Origin of the sequence: Chitinophaga eiseniae (assembly GCF_900167135.1) — a bacterium.
Classification (GTDB): Bacteria; Bacteroidota; Bacteroidia; order Chitinophagales; family Chitinophagaceae; genus Chitinophaga; species Chitinophaga eiseniae.
In genome coordinates this window covers 615,649-628,293 of sequence record NZ_FUWZ01000002.1, presented here as the reverse complement: position 1 = coordinate 628,293, position 12,645 = coordinate 615,649, and the positions used below count along the sequence as shown (strand labels likewise).

14 protein-coding genes are annotated in these 12,645 nt (G+C 49.0%); 4 read left to right on the top strand and 10 right to left on the bottom strand.

Annotated elements, in window-relative coordinates; translation table 11 throughout:
- Positions 1-3 precede the first annotated feature (3 nt).
- The 3 genes from B5D63_RS12075 to B5D63_RS12065 form a co-directional block, all read right to left on the bottom strand.
- Positions 4-477, bottom strand: a complete 474-nt coding sequence (locus tag B5D63_RS12075; protein WP_078669057.1) for an RNA polymerase sigma factor — start codon at positions 475-477, stop codon at positions 4-6.
- A gap of 123 nt (positions 478-600) precedes the next feature.
- Positions 601-1,128 (bottom strand): DUF1697 domain-containing protein, encoded by a 528-nt coding sequence (locus tag B5D63_RS12070; protein ID WP_078669056.1) that lies wholly within the window; start codon positions 1,126-1,128, stop codon positions 601-603.
- Positions 1,125-1,862: a DUF4184 family protein gene (locus B5D63_RS12065; protein WP_078669055.1), complete on the bottom strand. Its 738-nt coding sequence runs from the start codon at positions 1,860-1,862 to the stop codon at positions 1,125-1,127. Before B5D63_RS12065 ends, B5D63_RS12070 begins: the two co-directional genes overlap by 4 nt.
- Positions 1,863-2,037: 175 nt before the next feature.
- Here B5D63_RS12065 and B5D63_RS12060 point away from each other — a divergent pair, with 175 nt between their 5' ends.
- Complete coding sequence (locus B5D63_RS12060; RefSeq protein WP_078669054.1) at positions 2,038-2,562, top strand: YceI family protein; 525 nt, start codon at positions 2,038-2,040, stop codon at positions 2,560-2,562.
- 112 nt (positions 2,563-2,674) lie between these two features.
- A complete protein-coding gene (locus tag B5D63_RS12055) occupies positions 2,675-3,925 on the top strand; it encodes a DEAD/DEAH box helicase (RefSeq protein WP_078669053.1) in 1,251 nt (416 codons plus the stop codon).
- A gap of 6 nt (positions 3,926-3,931) precedes the next feature.
- On the opposite strand, the gene B5D63_RS12050 is transcribed toward B5D63_RS12055, so the two are convergent.
- The 4 genes from B5D63_RS12050 to B5D63_RS12035 form a co-directional block, all read right to left on the bottom strand.
- The gene (locus B5D63_RS12050; RefSeq protein ID WP_078669052.1) at positions 3,932-4,558 is read right to left on the bottom strand and encodes a hypothetical protein; all 627 of its coding nucleotides are present in this window, start codon (positions 4,556-4,558) and stop codon (positions 3,932-3,934) included.
- 173 nt (positions 4,559-4,731) lie between these two features.
- Entirely contained in the window at positions 4,732-5,319 is a 588-nt protein-coding gene (locus B5D63_RS12045; protein WP_078669051.1) for a YceI family protein, read from the bottom strand.
- Between the two features lie 36 nt (positions 5,320-5,355).
- On the bottom strand, positions 5,356-5,790 hold the full coding sequence (locus tag B5D63_RS12040) for a DoxX family protein (protein ID WP_078669050.1): 435 nt from the start codon (positions 5,788-5,790) through the stop codon (positions 5,356-5,358).
- A 137-nt stretch (positions 5,791-5,927) separates the two neighbouring features.
- The gene (locus B5D63_RS12035; RefSeq protein WP_200816992.1) at positions 5,928-6,431 is read right to left on the bottom strand and encodes a MarR family winged helix-turn-helix transcriptional regulator; all 504 of its coding nucleotides are present in this window, start codon (positions 6,429-6,431) and stop codon (positions 5,928-5,930) included.
- Between the two features lie 92 nt (positions 6,432-6,523).
- Here B5D63_RS12035 and B5D63_RS12030 point away from each other — a divergent pair, with 92 nt between their 5' ends.
- The gene (locus B5D63_RS12030; RefSeq protein ID WP_159455995.1) at positions 6,524-7,063 is read left to right on the top strand and encodes a DinB family protein; all 540 of its coding nucleotides are present in this window, start codon (positions 6,524-6,526) and stop codon (positions 7,061-7,063) included.
- On the opposite strand, the gene B5D63_RS12025 is transcribed toward B5D63_RS12030, so the two are convergent.
- From B5D63_RS12025 to B5D63_RS12015, 3 genes are all read right to left on the bottom strand, one after another.
- On the bottom strand, positions 7,060-7,800 hold the full coding sequence (locus B5D63_RS12025; RefSeq protein WP_078669048.1) for a 3-oxoacyl-ACP reductase family protein: 741 nt from the start codon (positions 7,798-7,800) through the stop codon (positions 7,060-7,062). The two genes, B5D63_RS12030 and B5D63_RS12025, sit on opposite strands and share 4 nt — an antisense overlap.
- 99 nt (positions 7,801-7,899) lie before the next feature.
- On the bottom strand, positions 7,900-8,409 hold the full coding sequence (locus B5D63_RS12020; protein WP_078669047.1) for a DinB family protein: 510 nt from the start codon (positions 8,407-8,409) through the stop codon (positions 7,900-7,902).
- Positions 8,390-8,782, bottom strand: coding sequence for a transmembrane 220 family protein (locus B5D63_RS12015; RefSeq protein WP_078669046.1), 393 nt, complete (start codon positions 8,780-8,782; stop codon positions 8,390-8,392). Before B5D63_RS12015 ends, B5D63_RS12020 begins: the two co-directional genes overlap by 20 nt.
- Before the next feature lie 610 nt (positions 8,783-9,392).
- Here B5D63_RS12015 and B5D63_RS12010 point away from each other — a divergent pair.
- Complete coding sequence (locus tag B5D63_RS12010; protein ID WP_078669045.1) at positions 9,393-12,629, top strand: SusC/RagA family TonB-linked outer membrane protein; 3,237 nt, start codon at positions 9,393-9,395, stop codon at positions 12,627-12,629.
- The last annotated feature ends 16 nt before the right edge of the window (positions 12,630-12,645 follow it).

Sequence of the window (12,645 nt, the reverse complement as noted above, 5' to 3'; positions counted from 1 at the left end):
GGGTCATGATTTTAGAATGGTCTTCAGTTTGGTTTTAATACGATTGAGCTTTACCCCTACGTAATTCACGTCAATACCGGTAATAGCGGCTATCTCCTGATAGGTAAGATCTTCAAGGTAAAGGGTGATAATGGCTTTCTCCGCGTCGGAGAGCTGCTGCAGCGCCAGAAAGAGCTGCTCCTGCTGCTCCGTCAGCACCGGGGCAGGAATAGCCACATGATCGGGCAGCGTATCCGGATAACTCACCCGAAGCCCCTTTTTACGGAAGGATGCCAGCGCCGTATTCAGCGCAATCCGGTAGATCCAGGAAGACAGCTTCGCCTGGCCCTGGAACGACGGATACGACTTCCAGAGCTGATAAACGATTTCCTGAAAAAGGTCTTCCCTGTCTTCCGGCGTGTCGCGGTACAAGCGGCATATCTTGTGGAGAATGCCCTCATGCTGCCGCAGCAGACCTAAAAATGTTTCCTGGTTCATGAACAGCAGCTGTTTGGGGATATTAGTTGCTGCGGAAGCAAAAAAACTTACAGATCGCGTAAAAATTTTTCGGATGCGGGCATTGAATGATGGAAAGGCTGTTGGGCCGCGGCAACTAAAAAATCAACATACGGATACTTTTTGCACGGTCGCTAAATTGCGGGTAGTGGCCACAAGGCCCAGCTTCTTTTCGAGGTAGTTATTGGAGAAAGGCGGGGCGCCCACATTCTTTTTCATCAGCACATACACCTCTTTCCCGTTCATCCGGTAGGTCTCAATATCGCTTTGCATACTTTCCAGGACCACCGCTGCCTTTTCGCCAGGGAGCGTTTGCAGAAAAGCAATGTATATCTGCAGGTCTTTGTCCGGAACTACGCGGGGATAAGGATTATTGTCCAGCACGGCCTGTATTTCGGCAACGCTCCGGATACAGGCCGGTACCTCAAAACCGAGGTTTTGGGCCAGCAGCCGCTCTATTTTGGGCTCCAGCGCGGCGGCGCTACTGCCGGCATCGAAGATAACATTGCCGCTTTGAATGTAGGTCTTCACATTTTTAAACCCCGCCTGCTCAAACAGCGCTCTTAATATCTCCATTTTTACCTGCCGCCCACCTACATTGACGGCCCGCAGGAATGCAACGTACCTGGTCATAACCTCGTTAGTTTTTGTCCCAATACTACGGCAAAGAATCCATAAAAAAGAGCGCCCATCACAATGGCGAGATAGTCCATGCTTTTCCTGAAAACATGCGGCTGCTGCCGGTAAAACAGTAAGATGGCGCTGGCGGCAACGATCATTAGCAGCCAGAAAACGGGCTTATGACGGCCCTGTACCTCCTGCGGCAGGAAAGGCCGCGGCAACTGCAGGAAAAACCAGGACAGCAGCAACAGCCCCGCTGCGGACGTAAGATATTGCATCAGGTACCAGGTCTCCATCGGCGCACCCAAAACCATCACTTCCCCCTGTAAAAAAGAAAACAACTGTACGAAATACCCGTTCCCATGCGTAAAAGCATCAAGGAAAAAATGGGTAAGCGTGCCCGCAATAACAGATAGTATCACCACCCCATAGTTTTTGCGGAAATAACTGCCCCAGTGAAAATACCGGAAGTAATGCAGCCGCGCGGCTGCCCATGCCGGCAGATAACGGATCAGCGCAGGTTTGGCCACCTCGTGATATAAGAACGCCAGCAGCAGCGCAAGAGGCAGGTCATATGCGAAAATACCCCACCATTCGTGGCCATCGTCGAAATAAGGATCAAACAACACAAAATAGAAAAAGTCAGGTACCATAGCGCCTATCATCAGGCCGGTCACGGAAAGGAAGGACCGCTGTCTGCAGGCAAGCGGCAAAACAATGGCTATATGAGAGATCGTAAAAGGCATAGCGGCATAGTTGTGACTAAATTTAACGCATATGTAGATATTATGTTAAAATTCGAAAAGTTAAATTATCCCTTAAGTACAAAATGTCCATCATTTCCGGTATTTAATCCAATGCATAAAAGAAAGACGGGAACTAAATTTGTCAGGTCTTTGAAACATAAAAAAACAATGTGCTATGACTAACTGGAAAATTGATGAATCACACAGCGAAATAGGATTCAAAGTAAAACATCTCATGATCACCAACGTAAGCGGTTATTTTACCCGCTTCTCGGGCAGTATCCAGACAGAAAGCGAGGATTTTCACGACGCAACGATCTCCTTCGAAGCTGCAGCTGACAGTATCGACACACAGAACTCCCAAAGGGATGAACACCTGCGTAATGGTGAGTTCTTCGATTCAACAAACCACCCGAAAATCAGCTTTGTCTCTACCAAAGTGAAAAAGATAGACAGCGAAAAATATAAACTGCTGGGAAATCTCACGATTAAAGGTCAAACCCATCCGATTGAACTGGATGTGGAACACAGCGGCATCACCGTAGACCCCTGGGGCCAGCACAAAGCCGGTTTTGCCCTGAAAGGCCGCCTCCACCGCACTGACTATGGCCTGCGCTGGAACGCCACCACCGAAGCCGGCGGCATCGTCCTCAGCGACGAGGTAAAACTCAATATGGAAATACAATTGGTCAAATCCTGATCATATCCTCCGGCAGACGCACGGTATAGGGCAACAGATATGCCCCGTGCCGGCGTCTGTTCTTCTTTGCGTGCCGTAATTGGTTTATCTTCGCCGCAGATAACCAGCGCAAATGAAATTTGAACAATACAATATATCTCCTGAAATTAAGGATAGCCTGGCTGAACTGGGCTTTAAACGTCCTACGGACATTCAGTTCAAAGCCATCCCCTCCATTCTGAAGGGAGACGATGTAATGGCCATTGCCCAGACAGGTACGGGCAAAACGGCCGCTTTTGCCATTCCGGTACTGCACCGGCTCCAGCAACAGGACCGCCGCTACCGGAAAGACAAATATGAGGTGAAATGCCTGGTAATGGTACCTACCCGCGAACTGGCCATCCAGATCGCTGAAGTGTTCCAGCAGATCGGTCAGTATACGGAACTCCGTATTCTCGCCCTCGTAGGCGGCGTAGACCAGGAGCCGCAGATCAAATTCCTGGAAAAGGGCGTGGACGTGCTCATCGCCACCCCCGGCCGTATGTTTGACCAGCTGAACCAGCAAAACCTGGACCTCAGCAAAGTACAAACGCTGATCCTCGATGAAGCCGACCATATGCTGGACCTGGGCTTTATCCGCGATATACGCGATGTGATCAGACGCATCCCCCGCCAGCACCAAACCCTGTTTTTCTCCGCCACACTCGATAAAGACATTAAAGATCTCGCTTACTCCGTGGTCAACAACCCTATCCGTATACAGATCTCCCCCGAAGACCCGGTGTCTAAAAACGTGACCCACTCCGTGGCGTACGTGGAAATGGACGATAAACGCTTTTTCCTCGAACGGCTGGTACGGGAATTCCCGGATAAAAAAATACTGGTGTTCGTACGGACGAAAGTACGCGCCGAAAGAGTGGTGGCTGCCATGGCCCGCGTAGAAATCAATGCCCTTGCCATGCACGGTGGCAAAGAACAGGACGACCGACTGCAGGTAATGGAAGAATTCAAAAAAGGCGATGTCCGGTTACTGGTGACGACCGATGTGAACGCCCGCGGTATTGATATCCCTAATGTGGATTATGTAGTCAATTACGACCTGCCGGACGTGCCGGAAAACTATGTGCACCGCGTAGGCCGTACCGGCCGTGGCGTACAGAAAGGCCGCGCAGTCTCTTTCTGCAGCACCGAAGAAAAACCACTCCTCGACGCCATCCAGAAATTCCTGGGCAAGGAAATCACAGAAATGAAAATCAATAAAGGAGATTACGAAGACACCATCCGTTTCTCAGAAGAAGCACCCAATGACAACTGGCAGTTGCTGATTGATCAGCATCACGAAGAAATGGCCAAACTGGGCAAGAAAAAGAAGAAAAAAAAGTAATAACGCTCACCCATATACTTTTTTCATGCCGCGATAGAACATCTGCGCTTTATTACGCATGGCCCGGCTCTCCGAAGAGGGATGCAGCGCTGTGTTCAGAAGAGCCAGGCCGTATATCAGCGGCGCCTTCTGGAAGTTGATATTATTGCCGGAAAGATCGTTTTTCCAGTTGTTGCCGCCATAGTTGTCCTTATAGGTTGCCTCCATGGCGTCATATTGTACCTGGCAACTCTCTTCGTCAAACCATCCGGCCATGGCGGCTATGCCGGTCAGCTCCTCCATAAGGGCGCGTTCTTCCTGCTCTTCCGGACGTGAGCGGCCATAAAACACGACCATGTATAAAGCCGCCAGTGTAAGGATAACGGCAACGGCTATAGATACCTGCCCCGGCCGGTCGCCCGCGATGAGGATAGCGGCAATGCTGCCAACGATCAGGGGAGAACGCAGGTATCCGGCAACAACGCTTTGCCGGTTCAGTTTGATCCGGAAACCTTCTCTTTCCTGCCCCTGCTTCCCCACGATCACCATGGAATAAAGCGGCTTCAGGGGAAGGATCACCAGGGTGAACCTGGTTTCTATTTGCTGGTGGTTGAATTTTTTGACTGCGCCGAGGAAAATGCTGCCAATGGCCATGTAAGAACGGGTTTTAAGGATACAGACAAATCTATGAATATTTGGAGATTTTTTGATTTACGATTTTGGAATGTCGGGGATCAAAAAGAAAGGAGACCATAGCAGTTTAAAACCCGCTTTGGTCTCCGTTTTATATCTTCACAAAATCCCGAAATTTCAAAATCCCGAAATCTTTATTTTTTAACGATTTCTGCGTTTACCAGGATGTCAACGGACGGTGCTACTGCATATACGCCGGAAGGCAGCTTGTCTGCATATTTCACGCCGAAGTCCAGGCGGTTAATGGTGGCTTTGGCGGTGAAGCCTGCTCTCCACAGACCCCATGGGTCTCTTACGACACCGTTATAGGTAACGTCGAAGGGTACACGTTTGGTGGTGTTGCGGATGGTCACATCAGCCAGCATGATGTACTTGTTGCCGGTCACTTTTTTGAAAGACACGCTTTTTACCTTGATATCGGGGAACTGTGCGGCGTTGAAGAAGTCATCGCTTTTCAGGTGGCCGTCACGTTGTTCAATGCCGGTATTGATACTGTTCACGTCGGCGGAGAAGTCTACTTTGGCATTCTGGAAGTTAGTGCTGTCGGCGGTTTCAATGGCGCCGCTGAATTTAGCGAAATGGCCCTGCACATAGTTGATGCCGAGGTGCTTCACGCTAAAAATGATGGCGGTATGGGCCGGGTCGGCATTCCATTTCACCTGTGCAAAAGAGGCAATGCTGGCCAATACCAGGAGGACGGTAGAAAAAAACGCTTTTTTCATGTTTTGTTGTTGTTGTTGTATGCAAAGAAATTAAAATTATTTAGTCAGTTGACGATCTACGGACCAGCGGCCTGCACCTTTGATTAACAGTGCCACCAGGATGCCCAGCGTCAGGATATGGAATTCAAAACCTTCGCCGGCCTGTGTACCGCCCCAGTTCATAAAGAAACCATTGCCGGTATGCATGGAAGCAGCTACCAGCATGATGATGGTCAGCATCAGCGCCCACAGGCGGGTGGTGAAACCAAACAGGATCAGCAGGGAACCAATGCTTTCAGAAATGATCACCAGGAAAGCGAGGAAGGCCGGGGTGCCGTTGGAGGTGAAGAAGTTCATGGTGGCTTTGAAACCATGACCGCCAAACATACCGAGGAGTTTCTGTAAGCCGTGCGGCAGCATGACAATGGCTACTGTTACACGAATAATAAACGAAGTAAGGTTTTCGTCTGTTTGCAATAAGCGCTTTAACATAAAAGGGTGTTTTTGTTGTTATAGTGTTTAGGTATATAAATTTGTATAGGTGTAAACAAATATTGTATATACAATTATTAAGGCAAAAAATAATCCCCGGAATCAGGAGAATCTGCACTCATCATATGCATCACAGTTTAGTCGCGTAACCTGTCAAGCATATCGCCTAACAACTTTACTTCATCTGTCGTCAGTTTGGTGGCCAGCAGTTGATCGTTCTGGTCCATGGCGGGGTCCAGCTCTTTCAGCACTTCCATGCCCTTATCGGTAATTTCAATCTCTACCTTGCGTCGATTGGTTGGGCATTGGATACGCGTTAGCAAGCCCTTCTGGCGCAGTTTTTCCACCAGCCTCGTTGCGTTGCTCATCTTATCCATCATCCGCTCCTGTATATCCAGCAGGTTCAGCGGGTTAGGCCGGCTGCCCCTCAGGATACGCAGTACATTATATTGTTGGGAAGACATGTCATACTTCTTCAGTAGCTGCGAAACGCCCACTTCCAGCCAGTTGGCCGTAAACATAATATTTAACATGGCCCGCTGATAGTCGTTAGCAAATTTTACCTGTTTTATTTCATCTTCCAGTCTCATAACTACAATTACTACTGTTGTATATACAACAAAGGTAAATGTATTTTTCATTCCGGCAAATTTTTTTTAGAAAAAGTAAAAAGCTACTGACAAAGGGTTGTCACAAGAGGGTGTTTTCTTTGTATTACAAAACAAACAACGCTATGATAAACACTACTATTGCTCCTGCTACTAACCTGGTTGACTACGCTAAAGGCTTTGCTGCTTATGAATTATGGGCTAACAAAACGATAGCGGATTGGTTAAAAACGAAAGATGCGGCGCTGCTGGAAGCCCCGGTGACCTCCAGCTTCGGGTCTGTTAAAGAGACGCTGAAACATATGTGGAGCACTTCCGCCTGGTGGACAAAAAACCTCCGCGGCGAACATCCGTCACTCACGTTTGGCCCGTTGGAGTGCAGAGAATCCGTCGCGGAGGTATTGGAGGGAATAGTAAAACAGGCAGAAGAACTGATGGAACTGGTGAGTGCCATGACAGCGGAACAACTGGAACAGGCTTATCCCGTTACCATCCCATTCACCGGCGATTTCAACCTCCCGGCTTATGAAATGTTGTCGCAGATCACGCATCATACCACCTATCATCGCGGACAGGTAGTAACCATGGGACGCCACCTTGGTTTTACCGATGCTCCCATGACTGACTACATGTTTTACCTGCTGGTGGGAGAAAAAAGATATTAACTGTTGGTCCCGCCGTCTATCGTGATGGCGGTGCCGGTAATATAACCGCTTTCCGGTGAGGCGAGGAAAGTGACCAGTGACGCGATGTCTTCTACCTTACCATATTCTCCCAGTGAAATATTTTTCCTTTGAGCATCGGCATGTTCACCATCAGCGGGGTTCATGTCGGTGTCGACAGGGCCGGGTTGTACGAGATTGACCGTAATGCCCCTGGGCCCCAGGTCGCGGGAAAGCCCCTTATTAAAGGCGGTCAGCGCCGATTTGCTCATGGCGTAAAGCGTGCCGTACGGTCCGGTTACCCGGTCCGCCATGCAGCTGCCGATGGTGATAATACGCGCGCCTTTGCCCATATGTTTGGCTGCTGCCTGCGTTCCTACAAATACCGCCCTGGTATTGATGTCCATGGTCTGATTGTATTCTTCGAGCGTGTAATCTTCAAAAGGCTTCATCACGGCAATACCGGCGTTGTTAACGAGTATGTCTATACGGCCAAATTCGGCGGCGGTTTTTTCCACTGCCGCCACCACTGCAGACGGATCTGCACTGTCGGCCGCAATGGCCAGGCTGCGCTGTCCTTTTTGGGTCAGTGCTGCCGCTACACCGGCCGCTTTGTCAGCGCCCCTGTTATAAGTAAATGCGACGGTTGCACCCTCATCAGCCAGTTGTTGCACAATGGCGGCGCCCATGCCGCGGCTGCCTCCTGTTACCAGGGCTATCTTGTTTTCCAGACGTTTCATACAAAATTGATTTTATGCCTGCAAAGCTAGATGGGGCGCGGGGATTAAAGAAGAGGAGATGTAATTGTTAAGGACTAACATAAATGTTAGTCCTCAACATCATAAATATCTTTCGTGGAGAATACGGAGATGGTGTATCTGGTGGCCTACCATCGTAAAGCCCATGGCCAGCACACACATCTGGTATTTCCAGGAGGTGCCGACTCTCAGCAGCGCTTCGTCGGGAAGACTGCGGAAAAACGCGATGGTCGCCTGCCTGATCGCTATCAGTTCCTGTAGCACATCTTCAAATGAACGGTGGGCCGTAAACGCCTCGTCGGCATACAGGTCCTGATCGAAGCCGGGCGTGGCGTTTTTGTCGTTACGTGCAAATACAAGCGCACGGTAGGTAAAAATCCGCTCTGTATCAGCAATATGCTGCAACACGTCTTTGACGGTCCACTTGCCGGGGGCGTACGCATAGTCGCCCTTTTCGGCCAGCTTGCCTTTGTCCAGTGTTTGCAGGTCGCGCAGCGACTGTTCCAGCGCTTCCATAATCGGAACGTCCGGCACCTGGTCGATGTACCGGCTGAAATATTCGGGGTCAGGATTAATAGCCTGCTTTCTCATGTGATGTTTTCTTTTTGGCGTAAAAATAATTGATGCCCAAAGCTACGATACATATAAATAACCCGAAAAATTCACGGGTGTCTTCTATCCATGGCTTCTCCGCTTTCATGGTCTGTGCAATATTCTCTGCCTGATGCTGCGATACCCAGTCTGCCACCCCGTCTTTGGTGAAGAACAAATAGATCGCATATACAAAATAAACGGCTATGCCCGTCAGGTACAAACGGGGATAGAACCGCTGCCGCGCCGCCATGCCACAGCATACGGCGGAAAACAGGTAAATAGGCATCCATACATAAGGGTCAGGATCATTGTACTGCAGCCCCGCGAAAACAATAAAAAGGAAACAAAAAATAATGTTGAATACTTTCATGGCCCGGAATAATTGAGACGTTAAACATACATAAAAGATCACCTGCTTGTACTTTTTTATCCATAAAGTATTATACTTTTTTATCCCGCGAGTGCGGATTACTGTAAGACTGGCCCCCCAAAATTTTTTTATTTAGAGAAATGTTAAAAGAACACTTGTCTGAGCTAATTTATTGTCATATATTCGACTTATTGTAAGAAAAATTCCACGTGAGAACCAAAATCTGGAAGTAGGTAAGTGTAATACTAAATTGAGCCGATTCTCACAAGTTCATTGTTAGCAAATCAATTGTTTACTAAAAACCTTTGCTTTATTCCATGTAGTTGAATATTGGTGTAAACATGTACGCATCCATGTCTTGCATCTTCAAATTTGTGGTTTTTAATTGTTGAACAGACAGTTATTGTTTGCGCCGTCGCTGCTGTAATGCATCATACAGAAGCCGGGGTAACTAATGCCTGTACATGACACCTGTTTGCTGCCGGCGCCCGCACTCATCGCCTGCAACAGGATGCTTATGTCTTCAACTGTCTGCCGGACAAAGGAACATACAAGACAGGTACTCTATTTTTTCATCGATTTTTCTAAAACGTTACCCTTCAACCACGTTATGAAAAAACATTTTTACCAAGGACTGGCCGTTCTCCTATGCGGCATACTGCTATTACTGGGCAGTAGTAACGTATTCGCACAAACGAAAGTTACGGGTAAGGTGTCTGACAAAGCATCAGGCAACCCGCTGCCAGGCGTTTCGGTATATGTAAAAGGTACCAACCGCGGTACCGCTACCGATCCCAATGGAGGTTTTACCATTCAGGCCAAATCGGGAGAAACACTGGTGTTCTCCTTTGTAGGCTACGACCCGCAGGAAGCCGTCGTAAGCTCGGGCACTGTTAACGTACAGCTGGCCGAAAAAGTAGGTTCACTCGAAGAAGTGGTGGTGACCGGTTATGCCAGCCAGAAGAAAAAAGATCTGACCGGCGCCGTCGCTGTTGTAAAGGTGGAAAACCTCACCCGGCAACCCACGTCCCAGATAGCTAATCAGCTGCAGGGACAGGTTTCCGGTATCACCATCGTAGGCACCGGCCAGCCAGGCCAGGAACCACAGGTGTCTGTACGTGGTAAAAACACCTTCGGCAACAACACCCCGTTATATATCGTGGACGGTGTGCCGATTTCCAACCTCGCCGATGTGAACCCCAACGACGTACAGACCATGCAGGTACTGAAAGATGCAGGCGCCGCCTCTATCTACGGCGCCCGCGCAGCCAATGGCGTTATCATCATCACCACCAAAAGAGGTACCGGCAAAGTAAAAGTACAGTACGACGGTTACTACGGTACACAAAGGCCGCAGGGTGGCAACCCCTTCCATATCCTGAATCCGCAGGAACAGGCAGACCTCCTGTGGATGGCTACCCGCAACAGCACCAACGGTACGCCTGTATTCGATGATGTGCTCTATGGTAAAGGCGATAAACCAGTGCTGCCGGATTATATCTTCCCGGAAGGCGCCATGGAAGGAGATCCCCGCGTAGATCCCTCTAAATATTTCCTGATACCGGACTATAAAGATGCAGGGATGCTGAACAGCTTCTATCGTATCAACAAAGCCAACAAACAAGGCACCGACTGGTACCATGAAATATTCAAACCTGCGCCCATCACCAGCCATAATATCTCTGTGGCCGGCGGCAGCGATATCGGCAGCTACTTCTTCTCCATGTATTATTTTAATCAGCAGGGTACGCTGAAAAATACCTATAACAAACGTTATGCGGTAAGGGCTAATTCCAGTTTCAATATCACTGACCATATCCGCGTAGGTGAAAACATGGAGTATTCCATCATCCAAAACCCACAGATAGGTATCCTCACAGAAGGCAGCGGTATCGGTATGGCTTTCCGTGAGCAAAGCATTATCCCGGTATATGATATCAAAGGTAACTACGCCGGTACCTGGGGCGGCGCCCTGGGCAATGCGCGCAACCCGGTAGCTATCCAGGACCGCTTCGGCAGCACCAAAGCGCTGGCCAGCAGGTTGCTGGGCAACGTATACGCGGAAGCTGACATCCTGAAAGATTTTACCCTGCGTACCTCCTTCGGCGGTGAAATCTACTCTTTCAACAACCACAGCTTCACTTATCCGGAATATGAAAACAAGGAAAATACCAGCGTGAACACCTATACAGAAACAACCGGCAACGGTTATGACTGGACCTGGACCAACACGCTCAGCTATCACAAAAAAATAGCCCGTGATCACGACCTGAAAGTGATGATCGGTACGGAAGCCTTCCAGCAGGTAGACCGCACGCTGACAGGCAGCACTACCAATTATTTTTCTTTCGATCCGAACTTTACCACCCTTACCTCCGGCTTCGGAACACCGGTAAATGGTAGCGGCTATGGCTCCAATACGCTGTTCTCCCTGTTCGCCAGACTGGATTATTCCTTTAAAGATAAATACCTGTTAGGCGCACTGATACGCCGTGACGGTTCATCCCGTTTCGGTGCCAGCAACCGCTACGGTAACTTCCCCGCCGTGAGCGCCGCCTGGCGTATTTCACAGGAGGAATTCATGAAAGGAATTTCCTGGATCTCCGATCTGAAATTGCGTGGCGGCTGGGGGATTATGGGCAATCAGATCAATGTTGATCCGGCCAACGCGTTTACTACATTTACATTTAACAAAGCTACTTCTTTCTATGACCTGACCGGCAGCACCAGCACCATTGCCACCGGTTTTATGCAGGGACGGATCGGCAACCCCAACGCCAAGTGGGAAAGCAATACTAATTCCAACATTGGTATCGATGCGACACTGTTTAAAGGCGCCCTGGAGTTCTCAGTGGACTATTACAGCAAACGTATCAAAGACCTGCTGTTCAACCCCGAACTGCCAGGCGTATACGGTGTTGCAGCTCCCCCCTTTGCCAACGTAGCAGAAATGAAAAACCATGGATGGGATTTCTCTGCCACCGGTAACATACAGCTGGCTTCCAAACTGAAGCTCACACTTACCGGTACGTTTACCAGCTATAAAAACGAAATCCTTAAAATATCAGAATCCGCTCCCTATTTCGAAAGAGAAAACCGCCGCTATGGTGTAGCGATCATCCGCAACGCGGTGGGGCACAGTATCAGTGAGTTTTTCGGCTACCAAATCGAAAAGTTTTGGGATAGCAAAGAAGAAGTGGATGCGGCTAACAATGCCGCCAAAGCGAAGTACCCCAATATCAGCGAGTATCAGCAGGCCGCTGCCCCCGGCCGCTTCCGCTATAAAGACGTGAACGGCGATGGTAAAATCGACATACAGGACCGTACTTACCTCGGCAGTCCTAATCCGGACTTTACCTACGGCCTTAATATCGGCCTTACCTACAAAAACTGGGACTTCTCCATGTTCCTCTATGGTGTACATGGTAACAAGATCTGGAACCAGGTAAGATGGTGGACCGATATCTACGGTTCCTTCAACGGCGCCAAGAGCAAAACAGCATTGTACGATTCCTGGCTGCCCGACCGCAAAAATGCCACCGCACCCATCCAGGAGCTGAAACCTAATTTCAGTACCTCCGATCCTCCAACATCCTATTATGTAGAAAACGGTTCATATCTCCGCGCTAAAAACATGATGCTGGGATATACTTTCCCGGCCTATATGCTGAAAAGAGTGGGGGTAGAAAAATTCAGGGTATATGTACAGGCTGCTAACGTATTCACCATTACCAAATATACTGGCCTTGATCCTGAAATCACCGGTAACACAGACTCCTTCGGGATCGACGAAGGCGCCTATCCTAACCAGCGTCAATACCTGGTAGGCGTTACACTGAATTTCTGATCTGATTATCTGAATT

What these genes read in the sequence shown, in the direction of transcription:
- B5D63_RS12040 (WP_078669050.1), bottom strand. Translation starts at nt 5,790, where the DNA reads ATGTTAAAGCGCTTATTGCAAACAGACGAAAACCTTACTTCGTTTATT.
- B5D63_RS12060 (WP_078669054.1), top strand. Translation starts at nt 2,038, where the DNA reads ATGACTAACTGGAAAATTGATGAATCACACAGCGAAATAGGATTCAAA.
- B5D63_RS12050 (WP_078669052.1), bottom strand. Translation starts at nt 4,558, where the DNA reads ATGGCCATTGGCAGCATTTTCCTCGGCGCAGTCAAAAAATTCAACCAC.
- B5D63_RS12055 (WP_078669053.1), top strand. Translation starts at nt 2,675, where the DNA reads ATGAAATTTGAACAATACAATATATCTCCTGAAATTAAGGATAGCCTG.
- B5D63_RS12020 (WP_078669047.1), bottom strand. Translation starts at nt 8,409, where the DNA reads ATGAGAAAGCAGGCTATTAATCCTGACCCCGAATATTTCAGCCGGTAC.
- B5D63_RS12025 (WP_078669048.1), bottom strand. Translation starts at nt 7,800, where the DNA reads ATGAAACGTCTGGAAAACAAGATAGCCCTGGTAACAGGAGGCAGCCGC.
- B5D63_RS12065 (WP_078669055.1), bottom strand. Translation starts at nt 1,862, where the DNA reads ATGCCTTTTACGATCTCTCATATAGCCATTGTTTTGCCGCTTGCCTGC.
- B5D63_RS12035 (WP_200816992.1), bottom strand. Translation starts at nt 6,431, where the DNA reads ATGAAAAATACATTTACCTTTGTTGTATATACAACAGTAGTAATTGTA.
- B5D63_RS12010 (WP_078669045.1), top strand. Translation starts at nt 9,393, where the DNA reads ATGAAAAAACATTTTTACCAAGGACTGGCCGTTCTCCTATGCGGCATA.
- B5D63_RS12075 (WP_078669057.1), bottom strand. Translation starts at nt 477, where the DNA reads ATGAACCAGGAAACATTTTTAGGTCTGCTGCGGCAGCATGAGGGCATT.
- B5D63_RS12045 (WP_078669051.1), bottom strand. Translation starts at nt 5,319, where the DNA reads ATGAAAAAAGCGTTTTTTTCTACCGTCCTCCTGGTATTGGCCAGCATT.
- B5D63_RS12070 (WP_078669056.1), bottom strand. Translation starts at nt 1,128, where the DNA reads ATGACCAGGTACGTTGCATTCCTGCGGGCCGTCAATGTAGGTGGGCGG.
- B5D63_RS12030 (WP_159455995.1), top strand. Translation starts at nt 6,524, where the DNA reads ATGATAAACACTACTATTGCTCCTGCTACTAACCTGGTTGACTACGCT.
- B5D63_RS12015 (WP_078669046.1), bottom strand. Translation starts at nt 8,782, where the DNA reads ATGAAAGTATTCAACATTATTTTTTGTTTCCTTTTTATTGTTTTCGCG.